A 16,083-nucleotide genomic window follows, 5' to 3' on the forward strand; every position below is an offset into this window, starting at 1 on the left:
TTCACATCTCTTCATTATGAAATTTATAAAGTTTGCGGGTGTATTATGCTTGTTTATGCAGCCTCTGTTGGCGCAAAAAAAGCCCAATATCCTCTTTTGCATTGCCGACGACTGGGGTAAGCACGCGGGTATTTACGGGGATAAAGTCGTAAAAACGCCCAATTTTGACCGTTTGGCCCGCGAGGGTGTAGTTTTTACCAATGCTTTTTGTGGCTCCCCGTCCTGTACCCCCTCCCGGGCAACGATTCTGACGGGGCGTTATCCGCACCAAAACGAAGAAAGCGGAAACCTTTGGAGTACGCTGCAAACCAAGTTGCCCAATTATGCATCAATATTGGCCCAAAATGGTTACCATGTGGGATTGGAGCGCAAAGGATGGGGGCCGGGCGATTTTAAAGTCGGTGGTTATGAACAAAACCCTGCGGGTAAAAGCTACAAAAACTTTGATGAATTCTTGGAAAAACGACCCACCAACAGCCCTTTTTGTTATTGGTTTGGCAGCCAAGACCCGCATCGGGTGTATGAGACAGGAACGGGAAAAGCCTCGGGAATGAACCCGGCCGATGTGCGCGTGCCTGCTTACTGGCCCGATACGCCCGAAATCCGCGACGATGTGTTAGATTATTATTATGAGGTACAGCGTTTTGACCGGGAAGTGGGGCTATTGCTCAAAAAACTGGAAGAAATCGGCGAACTGGAAAATACCCTCATAGTTGTTACCTCCGACAACGGAATGCCTTTTCCGCGTGCCAAAGCGAATGTGTACGATGCAGGAACGAACTTACCATTGGTGGTTTATTGGAAAGGCAAAATCCCAGCTCATGCTACCAATAGTTTCGTAAGTTTTGTCGATTTTGCGCCTACCTTTTTGGAGGCTGCCCGTTTGTCAATTCCCAAAGAAATGTCGGGTAAAAGCCTGTGGCCTTTGCTACGAAACGAAACTCAAAATCATCGCAATGAAGTTTTTCTAGAACGCGAACGACACGCTAATGTGCGTAAGGGCGACCGAAGTTATCCTATCCGCGCCATTCGTAACCGTGATTATTTATACGTTCAAAACCTTGCGCCAGAGCAATGGCCTGCCGGCGACCCGCAGCCTTATTTTGCCGTAGGGGCTTACGGAGACGTTGATCCTGGGCCTACCAAGGATGTTATCTTACAAGATTCGGCCAAGTATGCCTATCATTACCGATTGTGTTTTGCCAAGCGTCCAGCAGAGGAGCTGTATGATTTAAAGAAAGACCCTGAACAAGTGAATAATTTGGCCAAAAACGCTAACTACCAGTCCATTAAAAAGAGTTTGGCAATGAAATTGAACCAATGGCGAAAAGAGACCGCCGACCCTCGCACGGCGGGAATGCAACCTTTTGAAACGTATCCTTACTACGGCAACTCAGCAAAGACCGAACAAATGAAGAATTAATAATTATTTTTTACTGCTTTGCTCAAACAGGTATTTTCGGAGACGTTCTTCGACTTCAGAAGCGGGAATATTGCTCAATAGATTTCCTTCAATGGCGAGCGAAATACGGCCTGTTTCTTCGGAGACCACAATGACGGCGGCATCCGTTACTTCACTCATACCCAACGCCGCCCGGTGACGAAAGCCTAAATTGCCGAAATCGTCGCTGTCGGAAACGGGTAAAATACAGCGTGCGGCTTTGATGCGCCCGTCGGCCACAATCACGCCGCCATCGTTCATGGGGCTGTATTGGTTAAACAATGAAAGAAAAAGGCGCTTGGAAAGTACGCTGTCGACTTCCTCGCCGGTTTGGAGATATTTGTCGAGCTCGTCGTTTTTCTTGATAATCAATAGCCCACCCGTAAATTCGGAGGCCATGGCCCGAACGGCTTCAATGATGGGTTTGATTTCGTTGATTTTGTCGGTTGAAGTAGGGTGGCGCAAAAAACGACCCAGAAGTCGGTTGTTGGCAAAAGCGGTCGATTTTCCGATAAACAACAGAAAGCGCCGAATTTCCTGTTGGAAAATCACAATCAACGCCACGGCGCCCACGCCCATGAAATATTCCAGAATTTTGGTCAAAAGCTCAAGGCCAACGGCCCGTACGACCAAATAGAAAAGATAAATCAGTAAATAGCCCAAAAATACGCGGCTCGCCAGACTTCCCCGTACTAAGTAGTAGATTTGATACAGCAAAAACGCCACGAGTAGAATGTCCAATACGTCTACCCATTCGATGTTTAAAAAACCTATCTGGAATAAAAACATAATTTGTTAAGTTAACTGTACTACGGCGGTTTATCCCTTTTAGACTACATTTTATCCCTCGCTGCTTATGTCTTTTTTTGCGCTAAAATACCCCCTCACCACAGTGAACGTAGTAATTCCCAAAAAGAAAAAGATAATATAATGAACATAATCAATAATCCAGGGAAATTTTTCGCCAAAATAATACCCACCGCCCGTCAATCCAAAAATCCATAATCCCGCCCCTAACACATTATAGAGCATAAACCCAGGCCATTTCATTTTGACCAACCCTGCCAAAATAGGGGCAAAAGTGCGTACTACGGGCAAAAAACGACTGATTACGAGCGTCCTACTGCCGTATTTTGCAAAATAAATGCGGGTGGTTTCGATGTGCTTTTTCTTAAAAAAAATAGAATCGGGCCGATTCTGAATCCTGTCGCCAAAAAAACGACCCGTGAGATACCCCGTTAGTGAGCCTATAATAGCAGCTCCAAAAAGACATCCCAAAAGTAGAAAAATAGGGACATCCAGAATTTTCAACGCGCAGAAAACCCCTGCCAAAAACACGAGGTAGTCGCCCGGTAAAAAAAACGCAAAGAATAGACCGTTTTCGGCAAAAATGATAAGCGTTATTAGCACCAATCCACCAGTACGGATAATTTCTTCAGAATTAACGAGATATTGGAAAAAGTCAGTAATTGAATCCATGCTCAAAATTACACAACTTCTGGCTCACGGTGAAATAACCAACCGAATAAGTCTTGCTTTGTTTATTATCTTTCTGAAAATAGTGCCGCAGAGGGGGTACTCAGGCTAGTTCGCTCAACTCCAGCCAGCGCATTTCTTTTTCTTCGATTTGGGCAGTGATATTTTCAATTTCATGCGCCCACTGAATGAGGTCTTCGTGCGAGCCACTGCCACCGTTTAGTTTCTCAATAAAAGTTTCTTTTTGTTTCTCCAAAGCGGCCATTTCAGCATCTAGCCCTTCCAGTTCCTTTTGTTCTTTGTAACTTAGTTTACGCTTTGGTGTCGTTGGAGGCGTGTCGGCCTTGACGGGTGCGACTGCAGGTTGTGTTTTGGTATCGGATTTTAGGTCGTTGTTGTCAGAAAGGAAGTTGCGGTAATCGGTATAGTTTCCTGGAAAATCGCGGATGCCGCCGCTTTCTTCAAACACAAACAAGTGGTCGACGAGGCGGTCTAAGAAATACCGGTCGTGGGAAACGATAATCAAACAACCCGGGAAGTTCATCAAAAACTCCTCCAGTATGTTGAGGGTCGTGATGTCAAGGTCGTTGGTCGGCTCATCCAGAATCAAGAAGTTGGGCTCGGCCATCAAAATACGGAGCAGTTGAAGGCGTCGTTTTTCGCCCCCGCTGAGTTTTTCGATGAGTGTACCCTGCTTATGCGGTGGAAACAAAAAGGCATTTAGGTATTGCGAAGCCGTTACGGTCTGGCCCGTGCCGAGTCGAATGACCTCAGCCACATCTTTTACCCAGTCTACCACCCGCTGACCGGGTTTGTACTCAAGGTCGGTTTGTTTATAATAACCAAACTGAACCGTATCACCACGTACCACTTGTCCGTTGTCGGGGCGTAGCTCGCCCGTAATCATGTTGAGCAATGTAGATTTCCCCGCTCCGTTTTTGCCGACAATCCCAATTCTATCGCCTTTTTTGAAGGTGTATAAGAAATTGTCAACGACGGTTTTGCCGCCAAAATGTTTGCCTACGCTGTGCAGTTCAACAATTTTGCTACCCAGTCGCGCCGACTTTACGTTGAGTTCTATTTGATTGTCAAACTTGCGTTGACTGGCTTTGTCTTTGGTGTCTTCAAAGGCATCGACGCGGTATTTAGCTTTGGTGCCGCGTGCTTTGGGCTGCCTGCGTATCCAGTCGAGTTCTTTGCGGTATAGGTTGCGCGCTTTATCTACTTCGGAGGCTTCTATGGCTTCGCGCTCGGCTTTCTTTTCCAGAAAATAGGCGTAATTTCCTTTGTAGGTAAACAGCGTGCCGTTGTCCAACTCCACAATCACGTTACATACGGTATCTAGAAAATACCGGTCGTGGGTCACGAGCAGGAGCGTGGTATTTTGGGTATTGAGGTAATTTTCGAGCCATTCCACCATGCTCAAGTCTAGGTGGTTGGTAGGTTCATCAAGAATCAATAAATCGGGGCTTTCAATAAGTACTTTGGCCAGGGCAACGCGTTTACGTTGTCCACCCGACATAGTTCCTATTTTGACCGTAACGTCGGGAATGCCGAGTTTTCCCAAAATTTCTTTAACGCGGGCTTCAAAATCCCAAGCTTGCAGCGAGTCCACGTTTTCAATGGCGGTCGCAAATCGTTTATCATCTCCCGATAAAAGTGCTTCTTCGTATTCTTTGACGGCTTTTGCCACGGGATTATTGCCCGAAAACAAAACTTCCAAAACGGGAAGTTGTCCGTCAAAATCAGGTGCTTGTTCGAGATAGCCCACGCGAATGTCCTTGCGAACGCTAACGTTGCCTTGGTCAAGGGGCGTAACGCCCGCCAAGATGGTCATTAATGTCGTTTTGCCCGTTCCGTTGGCGCCGATGAGGGCCATTTTGTCGCCGCGACTGAGGCCGATGGTCAAGTCTTTAAACAACCACTTGTCGCCAAAAGACTTGGAAATATTTTCTGCTGAAAGGTAATTCATGCCGCAAAGGTAGCAGGCTTTTGGCTACATATGATATGTAATCGTATTTGTAGCGTTTAATTTATAACTATTGCGCCTGATTTTGTTGTAGAAATGTGTTAATTGTTAATGAGTTAGGTTTATAATTCTACGATTTTAAGACGAATAGCTTCAATCACCATTCCCACCCGACTTTTGACGTTCATTTTCTGAAACACCGACTCGCGATAGCCATCGACGGTACGTGGACTGACGCACATTTTGTCGGCGATTTCGACGTAGGTGAGGTCGCTGCAAGCCAACTTAATGAACTCGGTTTCGCGGTCGTTGAGGTTCAGGGCCTCGACAGGATTCAAAATAGTGTCAGGGTTGAGGCTTTTGACGAGTTTTCCTGTCACAAATTCGGAATAATAATAGCCTTTTGCCACCAGTGAATCCAAAGCCATTTTGAGTTCATACGGCTTACAGCCTTTGGGTAAGTAGCCGTGTGCGCCGTTGCGGAGCATCTCGACGATGGCTTCTTCCTTATCATTCATTGAAAGGGCCAAAATTCTTATTTTGGGATAATTGTTTTTGAGCCACAACGCCGTTTCGTACCCATTCATTTCGGGCATACTGATGTCGAGAAGCACTATGCTGGGCACCATATTGAGTTGGATGTACTTAATCAATTCTTTGCCATTGCCGACTTCGTAAATGACTTCGTATTCTTCGTATTTTTGAACCAATCCTGACAGGGCTTTGGCCATTAATTCGTGGTCATCAACAATAGCGATAGAGGTTTTCATGGGGGAGGAGAGTGGGTATAATCAGTAAAAATAAAGTTTGCGCAGTTTGCCTAAATGTATCAAGGATTTAGATAAATAAAAAGAAAAGCGCTTGAATTTGTGGGTGCACTGGTGGTCTATACAAACTTAGCTTTTTTGTAAAATGAGTTAATTTCTAACGGGTAGCTCAATGCGTATTTCCTTCGGTTTTTTGTTTGTGAATACATACTTTCCGCCCATCAATTCGGTACGTCGGTGGAGATTACCTGCCTCTATTTTGACGTTTTTTCCCTGAAACTGAATTGAAATACTGAACAACGTAGGTGTATAATTCAGAATCACTTTAATGTTTGAAACATTGCCCGCACTCCACAGTTTGTTGATTAATTCCTGCACAATTCTGAACAGCACAATTTCTTTTTCATAGCCTAACGAATACCGATTGCCCAAAATCTGTAATTCAATGTTGACGCGGGTTATTTTCTGAATACGCAGAATTTCGGTAGACAAACTACTGCTTAAATCGAAATTAGTGGAAAGATATGCGTCCAGATTTCGAATCAGCGTGCGTAAATCAAGAATTGTTTTGCCCACAATATCATTGATTTGTTTGACATAATTCTGTTGCTCGTCGTTCAATGCACTTTCTTCAAGCGTACATAAATAAATCTTGGCGACGGATAGCATTTGGCCTACGTTGTCGTACAATTCGGTTTCGATGCGTTCAAATGCCTGTTTTTGTACTTCAATCTGTGACTCAAGCACTTCATGTTGATACTCCATTAATTTTTCAGTTTGTTTCAACTCTGTCCCTTCTGCCATGCTCACTGCTGTTTTTTGGATACATTATGACCAATAAAACGACCGATACGATCGGAATAGTACGAAAGTAAAAGGATGGAATGGGGAGCGAAAGGGGAGAATTCCCGTTTGTGAAGGTTTTTTTTACGGTTTTTAGGAAACAACGGGCAATTGAAGCCGTATTTTAGTGCCTATGCCCAGGGTGGATTCCAGATGACAGTTGCCACCGATGAGTTCGGTGCGGCGTTTGATATTGCGCAGGCCCGCTCCCGATTCGGTCATTTCTCGGCCCATTACTTTTCCAATATCAAAGCCTTTGCCATCATCCTGTACGGTAAGGGTAAACTGAGTCGGTTCATAATGAAGCGTTACATTGATGTTTTTGGCGGCAGCGTGTTTGAGGGTATTGTTGAGAATTTCCTGCACCACGCGAAACAGCACAATTTCCTTTTGTCCTTCCAACCGATACGGTTCTCCTTCCGTAATAATCTCAGTTTGATACTTACTCGTAGCGCGTATACGTTGCAACTCATGCGAAAGGCTCTCCATCAGCCCGAAATCTTTGACAAAATCGCCATCCAAACTCTTGCTCAGGGCCCGTAGTTCGTGGATGGTTTTGTCGATGACGTCGTTAACTTCGCGGATTTGCGTGGGAGTAGCAGTTTCTTCGTCTTCCAGCATATTCAGTTGCAGCCGCGCCACCGAGAGCAACTGCCCGATGTTGTCATGCAGCTCCCCGCTGATGTGCTGTAAGGTCTGATTCTGGATTTCGAGTTGAGATTGAAGGATTTCTTGTTGGTATTGAGCGTGGAGAGCGGCTTTTTCTTGGCGGTTTTGGAGCTGGCGGCGTTGGAAAAGAATGAAAAAGAATATGATAAAAGTAGCCAGAAGTAAAAATGTAAAAGTGGCTACTACTGCCAACAAACCCATGTCTGTCATATACTTATTGTTTCTTTTTGGACGCTAAAACAAAGGCCAAGATAGAAAATAAATATACAACTATCTCTAAGAGATAATTGAGTTTGTACAAAGTGCTCGCCCATTGCTTATTATTTTGCAATAGTTGATGAAACAGCCCTGTGGCAATGATGTTGCCTGCAAAATAAAACAACGAAGCCGTGGCTATCCAAAACAGGGGCGTTTCGGTCAATATCAGTATTTTATTGAGTGAAATAAGTTGCCAAAAGTAATACAATACAAGCACCAGAATCAAAGAACTTTTGAGCAAGAATGTATTGGTGGCGGCACTGCGGTCGTCGATATGAAATACAATTTGATACAAAGAAAACAAGACAAGTACCCCAAAAACACTCCAAATGATGCGTTTAGTTACTTTTGATGATTGATGTGATAATATGAATGCATACCCATACACCAAAAAATGAAACGGGTCTAAAATGCAATACAGCCCTCGCACCAAACGGCCGTTGGGAAAAAAATTATAAAAAAGATAGAGGCTTATATCGGCCAATGCCCATAGCAAAAACCAAACCACAAAAACACGCAAATAGTGGGGCTTCATTTGCTTATAACAAATCAATCCCACTATTACGCACACATAAAGAAGAGCTGAAACGACATTTTGCCACATGATAAAAGTTGTATTTTAAGGACAATGAGGGTCGCAGTGCCAAGAGTATCCATTTGGGTCACTTCCATCATCCCAGGCTTCTGCACTTGTCAATATTGCATCGTACTGCACATTGGCATTTGGGCTGATTTCGTAATACTCATCATCATCGTCGTCAAAGCTACCTTTAAACCAAGAAAGCGCCAAAATATCTACCCGTGAGCCATCGTCTTTGAGACCGGGCATGATTCGATAGCGATTACGATTGCCCGTAAAGGGAGGTAATGGGCTGATAGCCAAATCGGTGATAATCATAGCTAATCCTGCTTGCCCATGTACATCAGCGAGTGCGGGGTTAAAAGACATTGAAAAAGTACGGAAAGATTTATTGCCTCTTGATTTTTTTGTGCTGTGATGGTCTTTTACTTTTTGACCAAATTTATTTCCGATGGTATTTTCAGTGGCTTTTCGATAGTTTCGACGATACTTTTTAGCTATCTGTTTGGTAATGGAGATGTAAGTTGTCATAGTTTAAAAATTTAAAGGGTTTGTATATCTATTTTCGATGGATTTTAAGGCCGACGAGTATACACGAGAAACAACTGCTGAGAGCAATGAGCGTCCAGATAGTCCAAGTTTCTGTGTTATTGTAAGCAAAGGAGTGTTCACATTTAGGAATTTTTTCTTTTTTGACTTTACTGTCTTTGAACGCTTCCATCCCGTATTCTAATTGCAATGAATAATCCAAATTGCCTTTGTCATTTGGATAGCCCGCTTTGCTATGACATCCGATACAGGAAGAGCAGGGATTGTCCACGGGACCATTCAATTGTCCTCCACTTCCCAAATGCATACCTTTACCGTCATTGAACTCTTTTTTGAACAGTGTTGTATAATCTGGATTAATCCAATTGAAACCTGCATTCGTGGCCACTCCTGCGCAAATCAGTCTATGCCAAGGATTTTGGGCATCAATAGAATCATGATAAACAAAGGTACTGAACAGCCAATGTTTGGCATCGTACTTTAATGCTAAATCGACTTGTATCAGCCTCAAACTATTTTTTTTTCTTTCATTGTACTTATTCACGCTTTTATGAATATGCGCATCCCACCTAGGGGCGTTTTTCAAATAAGGAACAGCCGAAGTTGTTACGTTTGTAAACAATAATTTAACCGAAACTGTATTGGGCGGGAAATTTGCATTATTGAGAGGAACATTCTGATTTTTCCATACGCGACCAATTTCATACCCTCCCCTGCTGTTATAAAAACCAATTGCCCAGTTTTGTACCTTATACTTTTGATTTGGGTGCAATTCCTTTTTTTCCGAACTACGCTCTCTTGTCAACCCGTGTATAAACTCCCTACCATTTTGTGGATCTAATGCCATTGCAGGGGCATGAAACCACAAAGGATCAGACTCTTCTCCAAATCGAAATTCATTTTTGATGTTTTCGTTGGTCAAAAAAGATTTCAAAACTTTCTCGGCTAATGCTTTTCCTAATATACCATTGTTCGGTTTTTGGACGAACTCCCCTTTTTCTATATCCCAATCAAATTTTTCTCCCATTATTATGCCTTTGGGGTAGTTTCGGCTTAATACAAATTTCTTGGTAGGAGATGGAATTAAATCTATTTTATCTACTGTGTTAGCATATATATTTTTTTGGCAGTGTGACCAAAAGCTTACAAAAAAGCATATTATTAGAACAAGAAAGAGTCGCATACTATTTGGATTGCTTTGTATTTCAATATCACAAAGTAAAGGGTTAACTATGGCTTTTTCTACGGGAAAAATACGGTATCAAATAGGGAAAATTCCCCATAGGATACGAGAGAATGTGTTTAGAAATTTGTGGGGGGATAAAACCTGTGACCGTTATAAAAATTGCATTTCAGGATACCGAGGTTTTATCTTATATTTTACTACTAAATCCTCAACTTCTTATGAATATTCTCGCCTCACTCGATGTACTCATCGGACTTATTGTTATCTATTTGGTACTAGGCTTGGCCTGTACAGTTATCAATGAGTGGATAGATGCCACACTTCACGTACGCGCTGCACAACTTCGCAAAGGAATTGTCAAGATGTTGTCAACGAATGATGGTAAATCGCTTGGAGATGCGTTTTTCAATCACCCATTGGTTAAAAGTTTAGAGCGTGATACCAATTATGGTCTTTTTACACGCCAAGACAAACCAACTTATATATCTAACCGTACTTTCAGGGAGACACTGCTCAATATTCTAAAAAATGTAGTACAAGGCACTCCTATTAACGTCGATGGCACATTTGAAGAAATAGAAGATGCGATCAATAAACTCCCTCAAAGTGACCTCAAAGAGCAACTACAAACCCTTATCAGTGAGGTAAAGCGCAACACTAAAGAAACCGCCGACCGTATGGCTGCCTTCCAAAAAGCCATTGACCAGTGGTTTGATGAATCTATGGAACGTACCTCCGACTGGTACAAGCGCAGGGTGCAGTTATGGACTTTTTTTTCAGCAATAGTTTTCTGCGCCATACTCAACGTAGATACGCTGAAAATTTCTCAGTATCTGTGGCAAAACCCCGAAGCTCGCGCGGCTTATGTGAAGGCGGCTGATGCTATTATTCAGCAAACTTCCAGCAATTCACTTGTACTTGACTCCCTCAAAAAACAACTATCCAAGGGGGATTCATTCCAAATCATTCGTGCTAAGCAGCAATTGGACTCGCTCACTATGCACATTCGTACGCAACTTGCCCAAGGCACAAGCCTACCCTTGGGTTGGGAAATGGAACAGACACCGAAGGGTAAAGAATGCTCATATTGGCTAAAAAAATTGGCAGGACTCATCATCAGTATTGGAGCCGTAAGCGCAGGTGCACCATTTTGGTTTGATATGCTCCAGAAGGTGATGAATATCAGGAGTGCGCTAAAGGTGAAGACGATAGGAGGAGATAACAACTAAACTTAGGCCCAATAGACAACATCATGAAAAAGATAATTTATTCGACAAGCAAAAAATTAACGGCGCTGAGTGACTATGTCAATACCCAAGCACCTATTTGGTTAAAACAATTTCCAAATTGTATCGGAGTGCATCTTGGGAACAAAAAACGCAAAGGAAAGGATTTAAGATATTATTCCATTGTTTTTTATGTAGAAAAGAAACAAAAAGAGGACGATTTAAAGGTAGATGAAGTCATACCGACACATTTTGTAATAAAACTTGGACATGAGTTTAAAAAAATTCCAACGGATATAATTGAAACTGGGAAATTAAATTTGTTAAGTGGCATACAGCCTGGAGAAGGTGTTTTTTCATTAAGACTAAAACCTAATCGCGGCACAATAGGTCTGTTTTTTGAAAATAGTGTTGGAGATTTATATGCCTGTTCAAATATGCACGTAATGGCGCAAGATTTTTTAAATCAAAATCGGATATCTTTTTTTAAGCATAAAAACCAACAAGCACAACCCGATATAGTACTTTTTGATGATGAAATTCAAATAGATGCGTATTTAGAAAAAGCTATTTTTAACGGAATAGATGTAGCTATCGCTCGAATTGATGACCCAATTAAAATCGAAAACTCAATACCCGAAAACGGAGTGCCAGTAGGCATTAAAATTATCAATTCAAGTAATTTTAAAAACTTCCCAATTAATAAGTTTGGAAGAATTTCACACGAAACACAGGGGCAAATTATCGGTTTTTCAGGCCTTATCAGTACAGATATTGCTAATGTATTTTTGAATAACCTTATCGTTGCTGAATTAAAAACTGAAAAAGGAGACTCTGGCTCACCCGTTTTTGACAGTAGTTTAAATTTGATTGGGATTGTTGTAGGAGGTTTTAAAGGAGACGCAAGCGATATGCTAACCTTAATTATCCCAATCGCCAAAATTATAGATTTTGCCCAAATGACTCCCCTCATCAAAAGAATTCGTTAAAACATAATCTTTACAAACAATGAAAAAATTAATCTACATTATCACTCTTCTGGCAAGCACAATCGCACACTGTCAAGACTTTAAGGTTAAACTTGGCTTAACTGCCTCAGAGGCATTGGAGTTCAAGAAAGACGAACAAGATAAAAAATTTTCAGTTGAGTTAAATCCGGAAAAAATTTTTATCGCTGCTTCTGGTACAGCAGAGTATGTTATTAAGCATAAAGAAAAGCAAATGGGAACGTTTACTGCATCAGGAATAGATCATTTTACAGAAATCAGCTCACAATTTGAAATTGACAAGCCCATTCAGATTTTTGATAAACAGGACGAAAATGTTTTAGTTGCTCAGTTTAGTTTTGTATCTAGATCTACGCCACCTACGTCTGGAACTCCTGTTAATGCCACCAATGGCAATCAGGGAACTACAAATAACAGCTCAACGCCTCCGCTAAGTGTGGTTTTAGCTCGAACTTTCCCAAAAATTGTTCCAACTGAATTTGGATTACAAGTCTATGGCAGTAGTGCTACAAAGTATCGAGGCAAGAAATATGTTCATATTTTCTTCGACCAATTCGGTAATAATATTTTCAGTACCATACCGCAAGGTATTTCAAACTTGCAATATGTAGTTCATTTGTTTTTCTTGAAAAAACCAAGTGAAGAGTTAGAGAAAACTTATGCGGTAAATCAAACTTCGGGAGAATTTGACGCTACTATCGTATTCAATAATGCTGACCTTGTAGCAGGGTTAAACCCAAAAGCAGAAGGTGGAATCGAAAATAAGCAACCAGAAAAACAGCAATGGCATCATGCAGAGGTATTGCTCAGTACATCTACTACCAATATAACATTTGACATCATCAAAAGTAAAATGCAGCCAGATGATAATATAAATAAGCAAGTTTTGGGTACATACACAATTAAAATGTCGAAAGTATTTCATGGTTCATTTGATGTTGGGCTTTTAAATACCAATTTAGTTAATCCTACTTTTGAGCTGGTTGATGACCCCACGCCTGCCAATGTGGGTCAGAAGATAGTTAAACAAACAGATGGCAGTAACAGAGGCGTAGTATCGCTTATGGCCAGTTTTTATGTTTCACCTGTTATTATCGTCCAAAAACTACTGGGTCGTGATATACCTACCTATAAACTGTCCGGGCGTAATTTTTTAGACGACCACAAAATTTACGAGCGTATTTATCCAACTATTGGGGTTAGTCTAAATCAAAAAGCTTTCGATAATTTATTCTTTGGCCTAAATTGGGAGTTTGCGAGGGGAGGGGCTATATTTTTAGGTCGTCATTATGGCAAAGTGAATGTATTTGAGAAAGACCAATTTACGTTTCAAAGTACGAACATTACAGAAGCAGAATTTAATGTAATAAAAAATACTGCTTGGCGCACCAATTGGGCTTTTGGAGCCAAATTAGATATCAAAATTTTTAGAAATCTATTTGGTTTGGGAAATGAATCTTCGAGCAACAATTAATTTTTGCAGAACCTATCAAATACTACTATGAAGACTTTGACCCTGAGCTTTATCATAAGCCTACTTTTACTGAGCAGTTGTAAAACTGTTAGGTTATACCCTACAAAGACTGCTTGCCAGTGTACTGCTAATTTTACCGCGAGCGATATTAATGGTTTTAATACAGTATTAAGCGATTACTTAAATGCTGAAATAAGGAATGCCTCCAATGTTGAAAGTGTAAAAAAGGTAATGGTTATTGAAGTCAGCCCCAGCTTGAAAAAGTCGAAGAAGAAACGCTTTGATGAAATTGAGTACCTACTTTCAGAATATTTCAAGCCAGCTTTTTAAACAAATTAAAAACCATTCCCCATGAACCTTACTCCTCATTTCACCCTCAAAGAAATGACCGTTAGCCAAACGGCGATCCGTATGGGCATTGATAATACCCCTAATACCCGGCAAATCACCAATCTTACGCGTCTTTGCGAGAACATTTTAGAACCGCTTCGCATCATGGTTGGTAAGCCCATCAATGTGTCTTCTGGATTCCGGAATCCAACAGTCAATTCGTTGGTTGGGGGTTCTTCAAGCAGTCAGCACATGAAAGGAGAGGCTGCGGACTTTACAATTGAAGGTCTTACTGTGCAGGAGCTTTTTGACTTAATTCGTACCTCTACGCTTCCTTATGACCAACTTATTCAAGAATTTGATTCTTGGGTACACGTTTCTTTTGGGCCTCGTAATCGACGTCAAGCTTTGATTTTCACCAAAGATGCTAAGAACAAAACAGTCTCAAGAGTAGCATAATGCTCAAACTTTCCACCCAATCCCCTTATCTTTGTGCCTTATTATAATGATAAGGAATGATTTCAGTAGATAACGTAACAGTGGAGTTCGGCGGACGGGCTTTGTTTAGCGATGTGACCTTCAACATCAACGAAAAAGACAGAATCGCCCTCATGGGCAAAAATGGTGCAGGCAAGTCAACCCTGCTCAAAATCATCGCAGGTGCCGACAAGCCCACGCGCGGTAAGATTTCGGCGCCCAACGATGCCGTGATTGCCTACTTGCCACAGCATTTGCTGACGCAGGATGATTCCACGGTTTTTGAAGAAACCGCCAAGGCGTTTGCCGAAGTGTTGGGGATGAAAACGGAATTAGATGAGCTCAATCATCAGCTGGAAACGCGTACCGACTACGAATCGGATGCGTATATGGCCATCATCGAGCGGGTATCGGAGTTAAGCGAGAAGTATTACTCGACGGAGGAAGTTAATTATGACGCAGAGATTGAAAAAACGCTTTTGGGGCTCGGCTTCCTGCGCTCGGATTTTGACCGTAAGACAGGGGAATTCAGCGGTGGCTGGCGGATGCGGATTGAGTTGGCCAAGATTCTGTTGCAGACGCCCGATTTGATTTTGTTGGATGAGCCTACCAACCACCTTGACATTGAGTCGATTCAGTGGCTGGAGGAGTTTTTGGTTAATACCGCCAAGGCTGTCATCGTCATCTCGCACGACCGGGCCTTTGTCGATAATATCACCAACCGCACCATTGAAATCACGATGGGGCGCATCTATGATTATAAGGTAAACTATTCGCAGTACCTGCAACTCCGCAAAGAGCGTCACGAACAACAGCAAAAGCAGTTTAACGATCAGCAGAAAATGATCGCCGAGACGACCGAGTTCATTGAACGTTTCAAAGGAACGTATTCAAAAACCCTGCAGGTGCAGTCGCGGGTGAAAATGCTGGAGAAACTGGATATAGTAGAAGTGGATGAAGTGGATACCTCGGCGCTCAACCTGAAATTTCCGCCTGCGCCACGTTCAGGCAATTATCCAGTCATTGTGGAGCAATTGAGCAAAAGCTACGGCGACCACTTGGTGTTTAAAGACGCAAGCATGACCATTGAGCGCGGACAAAAAGTGGCGTTTGTGGGCAAAAACGGCGAAGGAAAATCTACGCTCGTGAAGGCCATCATGGGCGAGATAGAGTACGAAGGTGAAATGAAACTCGGACACAATTCCATGATTGGTTATTTTGCGCAGAATCAAGCCGCTTTGTTGGACGGAGATTTGACCGTGTTTCAGACGATTGATAACATTGCCGTAGGTGATATTCGTACCAAAATCAAAGACCTTTTGGGGGCGTTTATGTTTAGCGGCGAGAGTATTAATAAGAAAGTGAATGTGCTTTCGGGTGGAGAGCGCACTCGCTTGGCCATGATTAAACTCCTGCTCGAACCCGTCAACCTTTTGATTCTTGATGAGCCTACTAACCACCTCGACCTCAAAACAAAAGATATTCTGAAGGATGCTCTCAAAGCTTTTGAGGGAACTATCATTCTGATTTCGCACGATCGTGATTTTTTGGATGGGCTGGCGGAGAAGGTGTTTGAGTTTGGAAACAAGCGCGTCAAAGAACACTTGGAAGACATCAACGGTTTTTTGCGTAACAAGAAAATGGAAAACCTACGTGAGATTGAACGTAAAGATAAATAACAAATAATTGGTAGTTATCTGACTACTTAGCCCCGTATTTCTTACCTCAGAAATACGGGGTTTTTCTTTGGTCCACGCTGCGTTTTTCAAAATTGAGAAGCCTTGAATACTGCACAAAATCACAATAAACTTCATGATTGACCCACGTGATA

General features: G+C 42.2%; 16 protein-coding genes. 7 read left to right on the top strand and 9 right to left on the bottom strand.

Annotated elements, in window-relative coordinates; genetic code table 11:
* The first annotated feature begins 16 nt into the window (after positions 1-16).
* The gene (locus tag GVN20_RS04215; RefSeq protein ID WP_166557110.1) at positions 17-1,423 is read left to right on the top strand and encodes a sulfatase; all 1,407 of its coding nucleotides are present in this window, start codon (positions 17-19) and stop codon (positions 1,421-1,423) included.
* Positions 1,424-1,426: 3 nt separating this feature from the next.
* On the opposite strand, the gene cdaA is transcribed toward GVN20_RS04215, so the two are convergent.
* From cdaA to GVN20_RS04260, 9 genes are all read right to left on the bottom strand, one after another.
* On the bottom strand, positions 1,427-2,230 hold the full coding sequence (gene cdaA / locus GVN20_RS04220; protein ID WP_166557111.1) for a diadenylate cyclase CdaA: 804 nt from the start codon (positions 2,228-2,230) through the stop codon (positions 1,427-1,429).
* A 51-nt stretch (positions 2,231-2,281) separates the two neighbouring features.
* Positions 2,282-2,920 carry a DedA family protein gene (locus GVN20_RS04225; protein WP_166557112.1) on the bottom strand — a complete coding sequence of 213 codons (639 nt, stop codon included), beginning with the start codon at positions 2,918-2,920 and terminating at the stop codon, positions 2,282-2,284.
* A 100-nt stretch (positions 2,921-3,020) separates the two neighbouring features.
* The gene (locus tag GVN20_RS04230) at positions 3,021-4,889 is read right to left on the bottom strand and encodes an ABC-F family ATP-binding cassette domain-containing protein (RefSeq protein WP_166557113.1); all 1,869 of its coding nucleotides are present in this window, start codon (positions 4,887-4,889) and stop codon (positions 3,021-3,023) included.
* A 119-nt stretch (positions 4,890-5,008) separates the two neighbouring features.
* Positions 5,009-5,656 carry a response regulator transcription factor gene (locus GVN20_RS04235; protein ID WP_166557114.1) on the bottom strand — a complete coding sequence of 216 codons (648 nt, stop codon included), beginning with the start codon at positions 5,654-5,656 and terminating at the stop codon, positions 5,009-5,011.
* A gap of 147 nt (positions 5,657-5,803) precedes the next feature.
* A complete protein-coding gene (locus tag GVN20_RS04240; RefSeq protein ID WP_166557115.1) occupies positions 5,804-6,457 on the bottom strand; it encodes a sensor histidine kinase in 654 nt (217 codons plus the stop codon).
* A gap of 132 nt (positions 6,458-6,589) precedes the next feature.
* Positions 6,590-7,375, bottom strand: coding sequence for a sensor histidine kinase (locus tag GVN20_RS04245; protein WP_166557116.1), 786 nt, complete (start codon positions 7,373-7,375; stop codon positions 6,590-6,592).
* A 4-nt stretch (positions 7,376-7,379) separates the two neighbouring features.
* Positions 7,380-7,958 (bottom strand): hypothetical protein, encoded by a 579-nt coding sequence (locus GVN20_RS04250; protein ID WP_166557117.1) that lies wholly within the window; start codon positions 7,956-7,958, stop codon positions 7,380-7,382.
* An 84-nt stretch (positions 7,959-8,042) separates the two neighbouring features.
* Positions 8,043-8,534: a hypothetical protein gene (locus tag GVN20_RS04255; RefSeq protein WP_166557118.1), complete on the bottom strand. Its 492-nt coding sequence runs from the start codon at positions 8,532-8,534 to the stop codon at positions 8,043-8,045.
* A gap of 28 nt (positions 8,535-8,562) precedes the next feature.
* The gene (locus GVN20_RS04260) at positions 8,563-9,735 is read right to left on the bottom strand and encodes a hypothetical protein (protein WP_166557119.1); all 1,173 of its coding nucleotides are present in this window, start codon (positions 9,733-9,735) and stop codon (positions 8,563-8,565) included.
* Positions 9,736-9,956: 221 nt separating this feature from the next.
* Here GVN20_RS04260 and GVN20_RS04265 point away from each other — a divergent pair, with 221 nt between their 5' ends.
* From GVN20_RS04265 to GVN20_RS04290, 6 genes are read left to right on the top strand one after another with little or no spacing between them, the layout of a single operon-like run.
* Positions 9,957-10,967 (top strand): hypothetical protein, encoded by a 1,011-nt coding sequence (locus GVN20_RS04265; RefSeq protein ID WP_166557120.1) that lies wholly within the window; start codon positions 9,957-9,959, stop codon positions 10,965-10,967.
* A 23-nt stretch (positions 10,968-10,990) separates the two neighbouring features.
* Positions 10,991-11,953 (top strand): trypsin-like serine protease, encoded by a 963-nt coding sequence (locus tag GVN20_RS04270; RefSeq protein WP_166557121.1) that lies wholly within the window; start codon positions 10,991-10,993, stop codon positions 11,951-11,953.
* Between the two features lie 19 nt (positions 11,954-11,972).
* The gene (locus GVN20_RS04275) at positions 11,973-13,445 is read left to right on the top strand and encodes a hypothetical protein (RefSeq protein WP_166557122.1); all 1,473 of its coding nucleotides are present in this window, start codon (positions 11,973-11,975) and stop codon (positions 13,443-13,445) included.
* 27 nt (positions 13,446-13,472) lie between these two features.
* Positions 13,473-13,775: a hypothetical protein gene (locus GVN20_RS04280; protein WP_166557123.1), complete on the top strand. Its 303-nt coding sequence runs from the start codon at positions 13,473-13,475 to the stop codon at positions 13,773-13,775.
* Between the two features lie 21 nt (positions 13,776-13,796).
* Entirely contained in the window at positions 13,797-14,234 is a 438-nt protein-coding gene (locus GVN20_RS04285; protein ID WP_166557124.1) for a D-Ala-D-Ala carboxypeptidase family metallohydrolase, read from the top strand.
* A gap of 56 nt (positions 14,235-14,290) precedes the next feature.
* Complete coding sequence (locus GVN20_RS04290) at positions 14,291-15,931, top strand: ABC-F family ATP-binding cassette domain-containing protein (protein WP_166557125.1); 1,641 nt, start codon at positions 14,291-14,293, stop codon at positions 15,929-15,931.
* Positions 15,932-16,083: the final 152 nt, after the last annotated feature.

It is taken from the genome of Runella sp. CRIBMP (genome assembly GCF_009905605.1).
Taxonomy (GTDB): Bacteria; Bacteroidota; Bacteroidia; order Cytophagales; family Spirosomataceae; genus Runella.

What these genes read in the sequence shown, in the direction of transcription:
- GVN20_RS04235 (WP_166557114.1), bottom strand. Translation starts at nt 5,656, where the DNA reads ATGAAAACCTCTATCGCTATTGTTGATGACCACGAATTAATGGCCAAA.
- GVN20_RS04240 (WP_166557115.1), bottom strand. Translation starts at nt 6,457, where the DNA reads ATGGCAGAAGGGACAGAGTTGAAACAAACTGAAAAATTAATGGAGTAT.
- GVN20_RS04285 (WP_166557124.1), top strand. Translation starts at nt 13,797, where the DNA reads ATGAACCTTACTCCTCATTTCACCCTCAAAGAAATGACCGTTAGCCAA.
- GVN20_RS04280 (WP_166557123.1), top strand. Translation starts at nt 13,473, where the DNA reads ATGAAGACTTTGACCCTGAGCTTTATCATAAGCCTACTTTTACTGAGC.
- GVN20_RS04270 (WP_166557121.1), top strand. Translation starts at nt 10,991, where the DNA reads ATGAAAAAGATAATTTATTCGACAAGCAAAAAATTAACGGCGCTGAGT.
- GVN20_RS04265 (WP_166557120.1), top strand. Translation starts at nt 9,957, where the DNA reads ATGAATATTCTCGCCTCACTCGATGTACTCATCGGACTTATTGTTATC.
- GVN20_RS04255 (WP_166557118.1), bottom strand. Translation starts at nt 8,534, where the DNA reads ATGACAACTTACATCTCCATTACCAAACAGATAGCTAAAAAGTATCGT.
- GVN20_RS04245 (WP_166557116.1), bottom strand. Translation starts at nt 7,375, where the DNA reads ATGACAGACATGGGTTTGTTGGCAGTAGTAGCCACTTTTACATTTTTA.
- GVN20_RS04250 (WP_166557117.1), bottom strand. Translation starts at nt 7,958, where the DNA reads ATGAAGCCCCACTATTTGCGTGTTTTTGTGGTTTGGTTTTTGCTATGG.
- GVN20_RS04260 (WP_166557119.1), bottom strand. Translation starts at nt 9,735, where the DNA reads ATGCGACTCTTTCTTGTTCTAATAATATGCTTTTTTGTAAGCTTTTGG.
- GVN20_RS04215 (WP_166557110.1), top strand. Translation starts at nt 17, where the DNA reads ATGAAATTTATAAAGTTTGCGGGTGTATTATGCTTGTTTATGCAGCCT.
- GVN20_RS04230 (WP_166557113.1), bottom strand. Translation starts at nt 4,889, where the DNA reads ATGAATTACCTTTCAGCAGAAAATATTTCCAAGTCTTTTGGCGACAAG.
- GVN20_RS04225 (WP_166557112.1), bottom strand. Translation starts at nt 2,920, where the DNA reads ATGGATTCAATTACTGACTTTTTCCAATATCTCGTTAATTCTGAAGAA.
- GVN20_RS04290 (WP_166557125.1), top strand. Translation starts at nt 14,291, where the DNA reads ATGATTTCAGTAGATAACGTAACAGTGGAGTTCGGCGGACGGGCTTTG.
- GVN20_RS04275 (WP_166557122.1), top strand. Translation starts at nt 11,973, where the DNA reads ATGAAAAAATTAATCTACATTATCACTCTTCTGGCAAGCACAATCGCA.
- cdaA (WP_166557111.1), bottom strand. Translation starts at nt 2,230, where the DNA reads ATGTTTTTATTCCAGATAGGTTTTTTAAACATCGAATGGGTAGACGTA.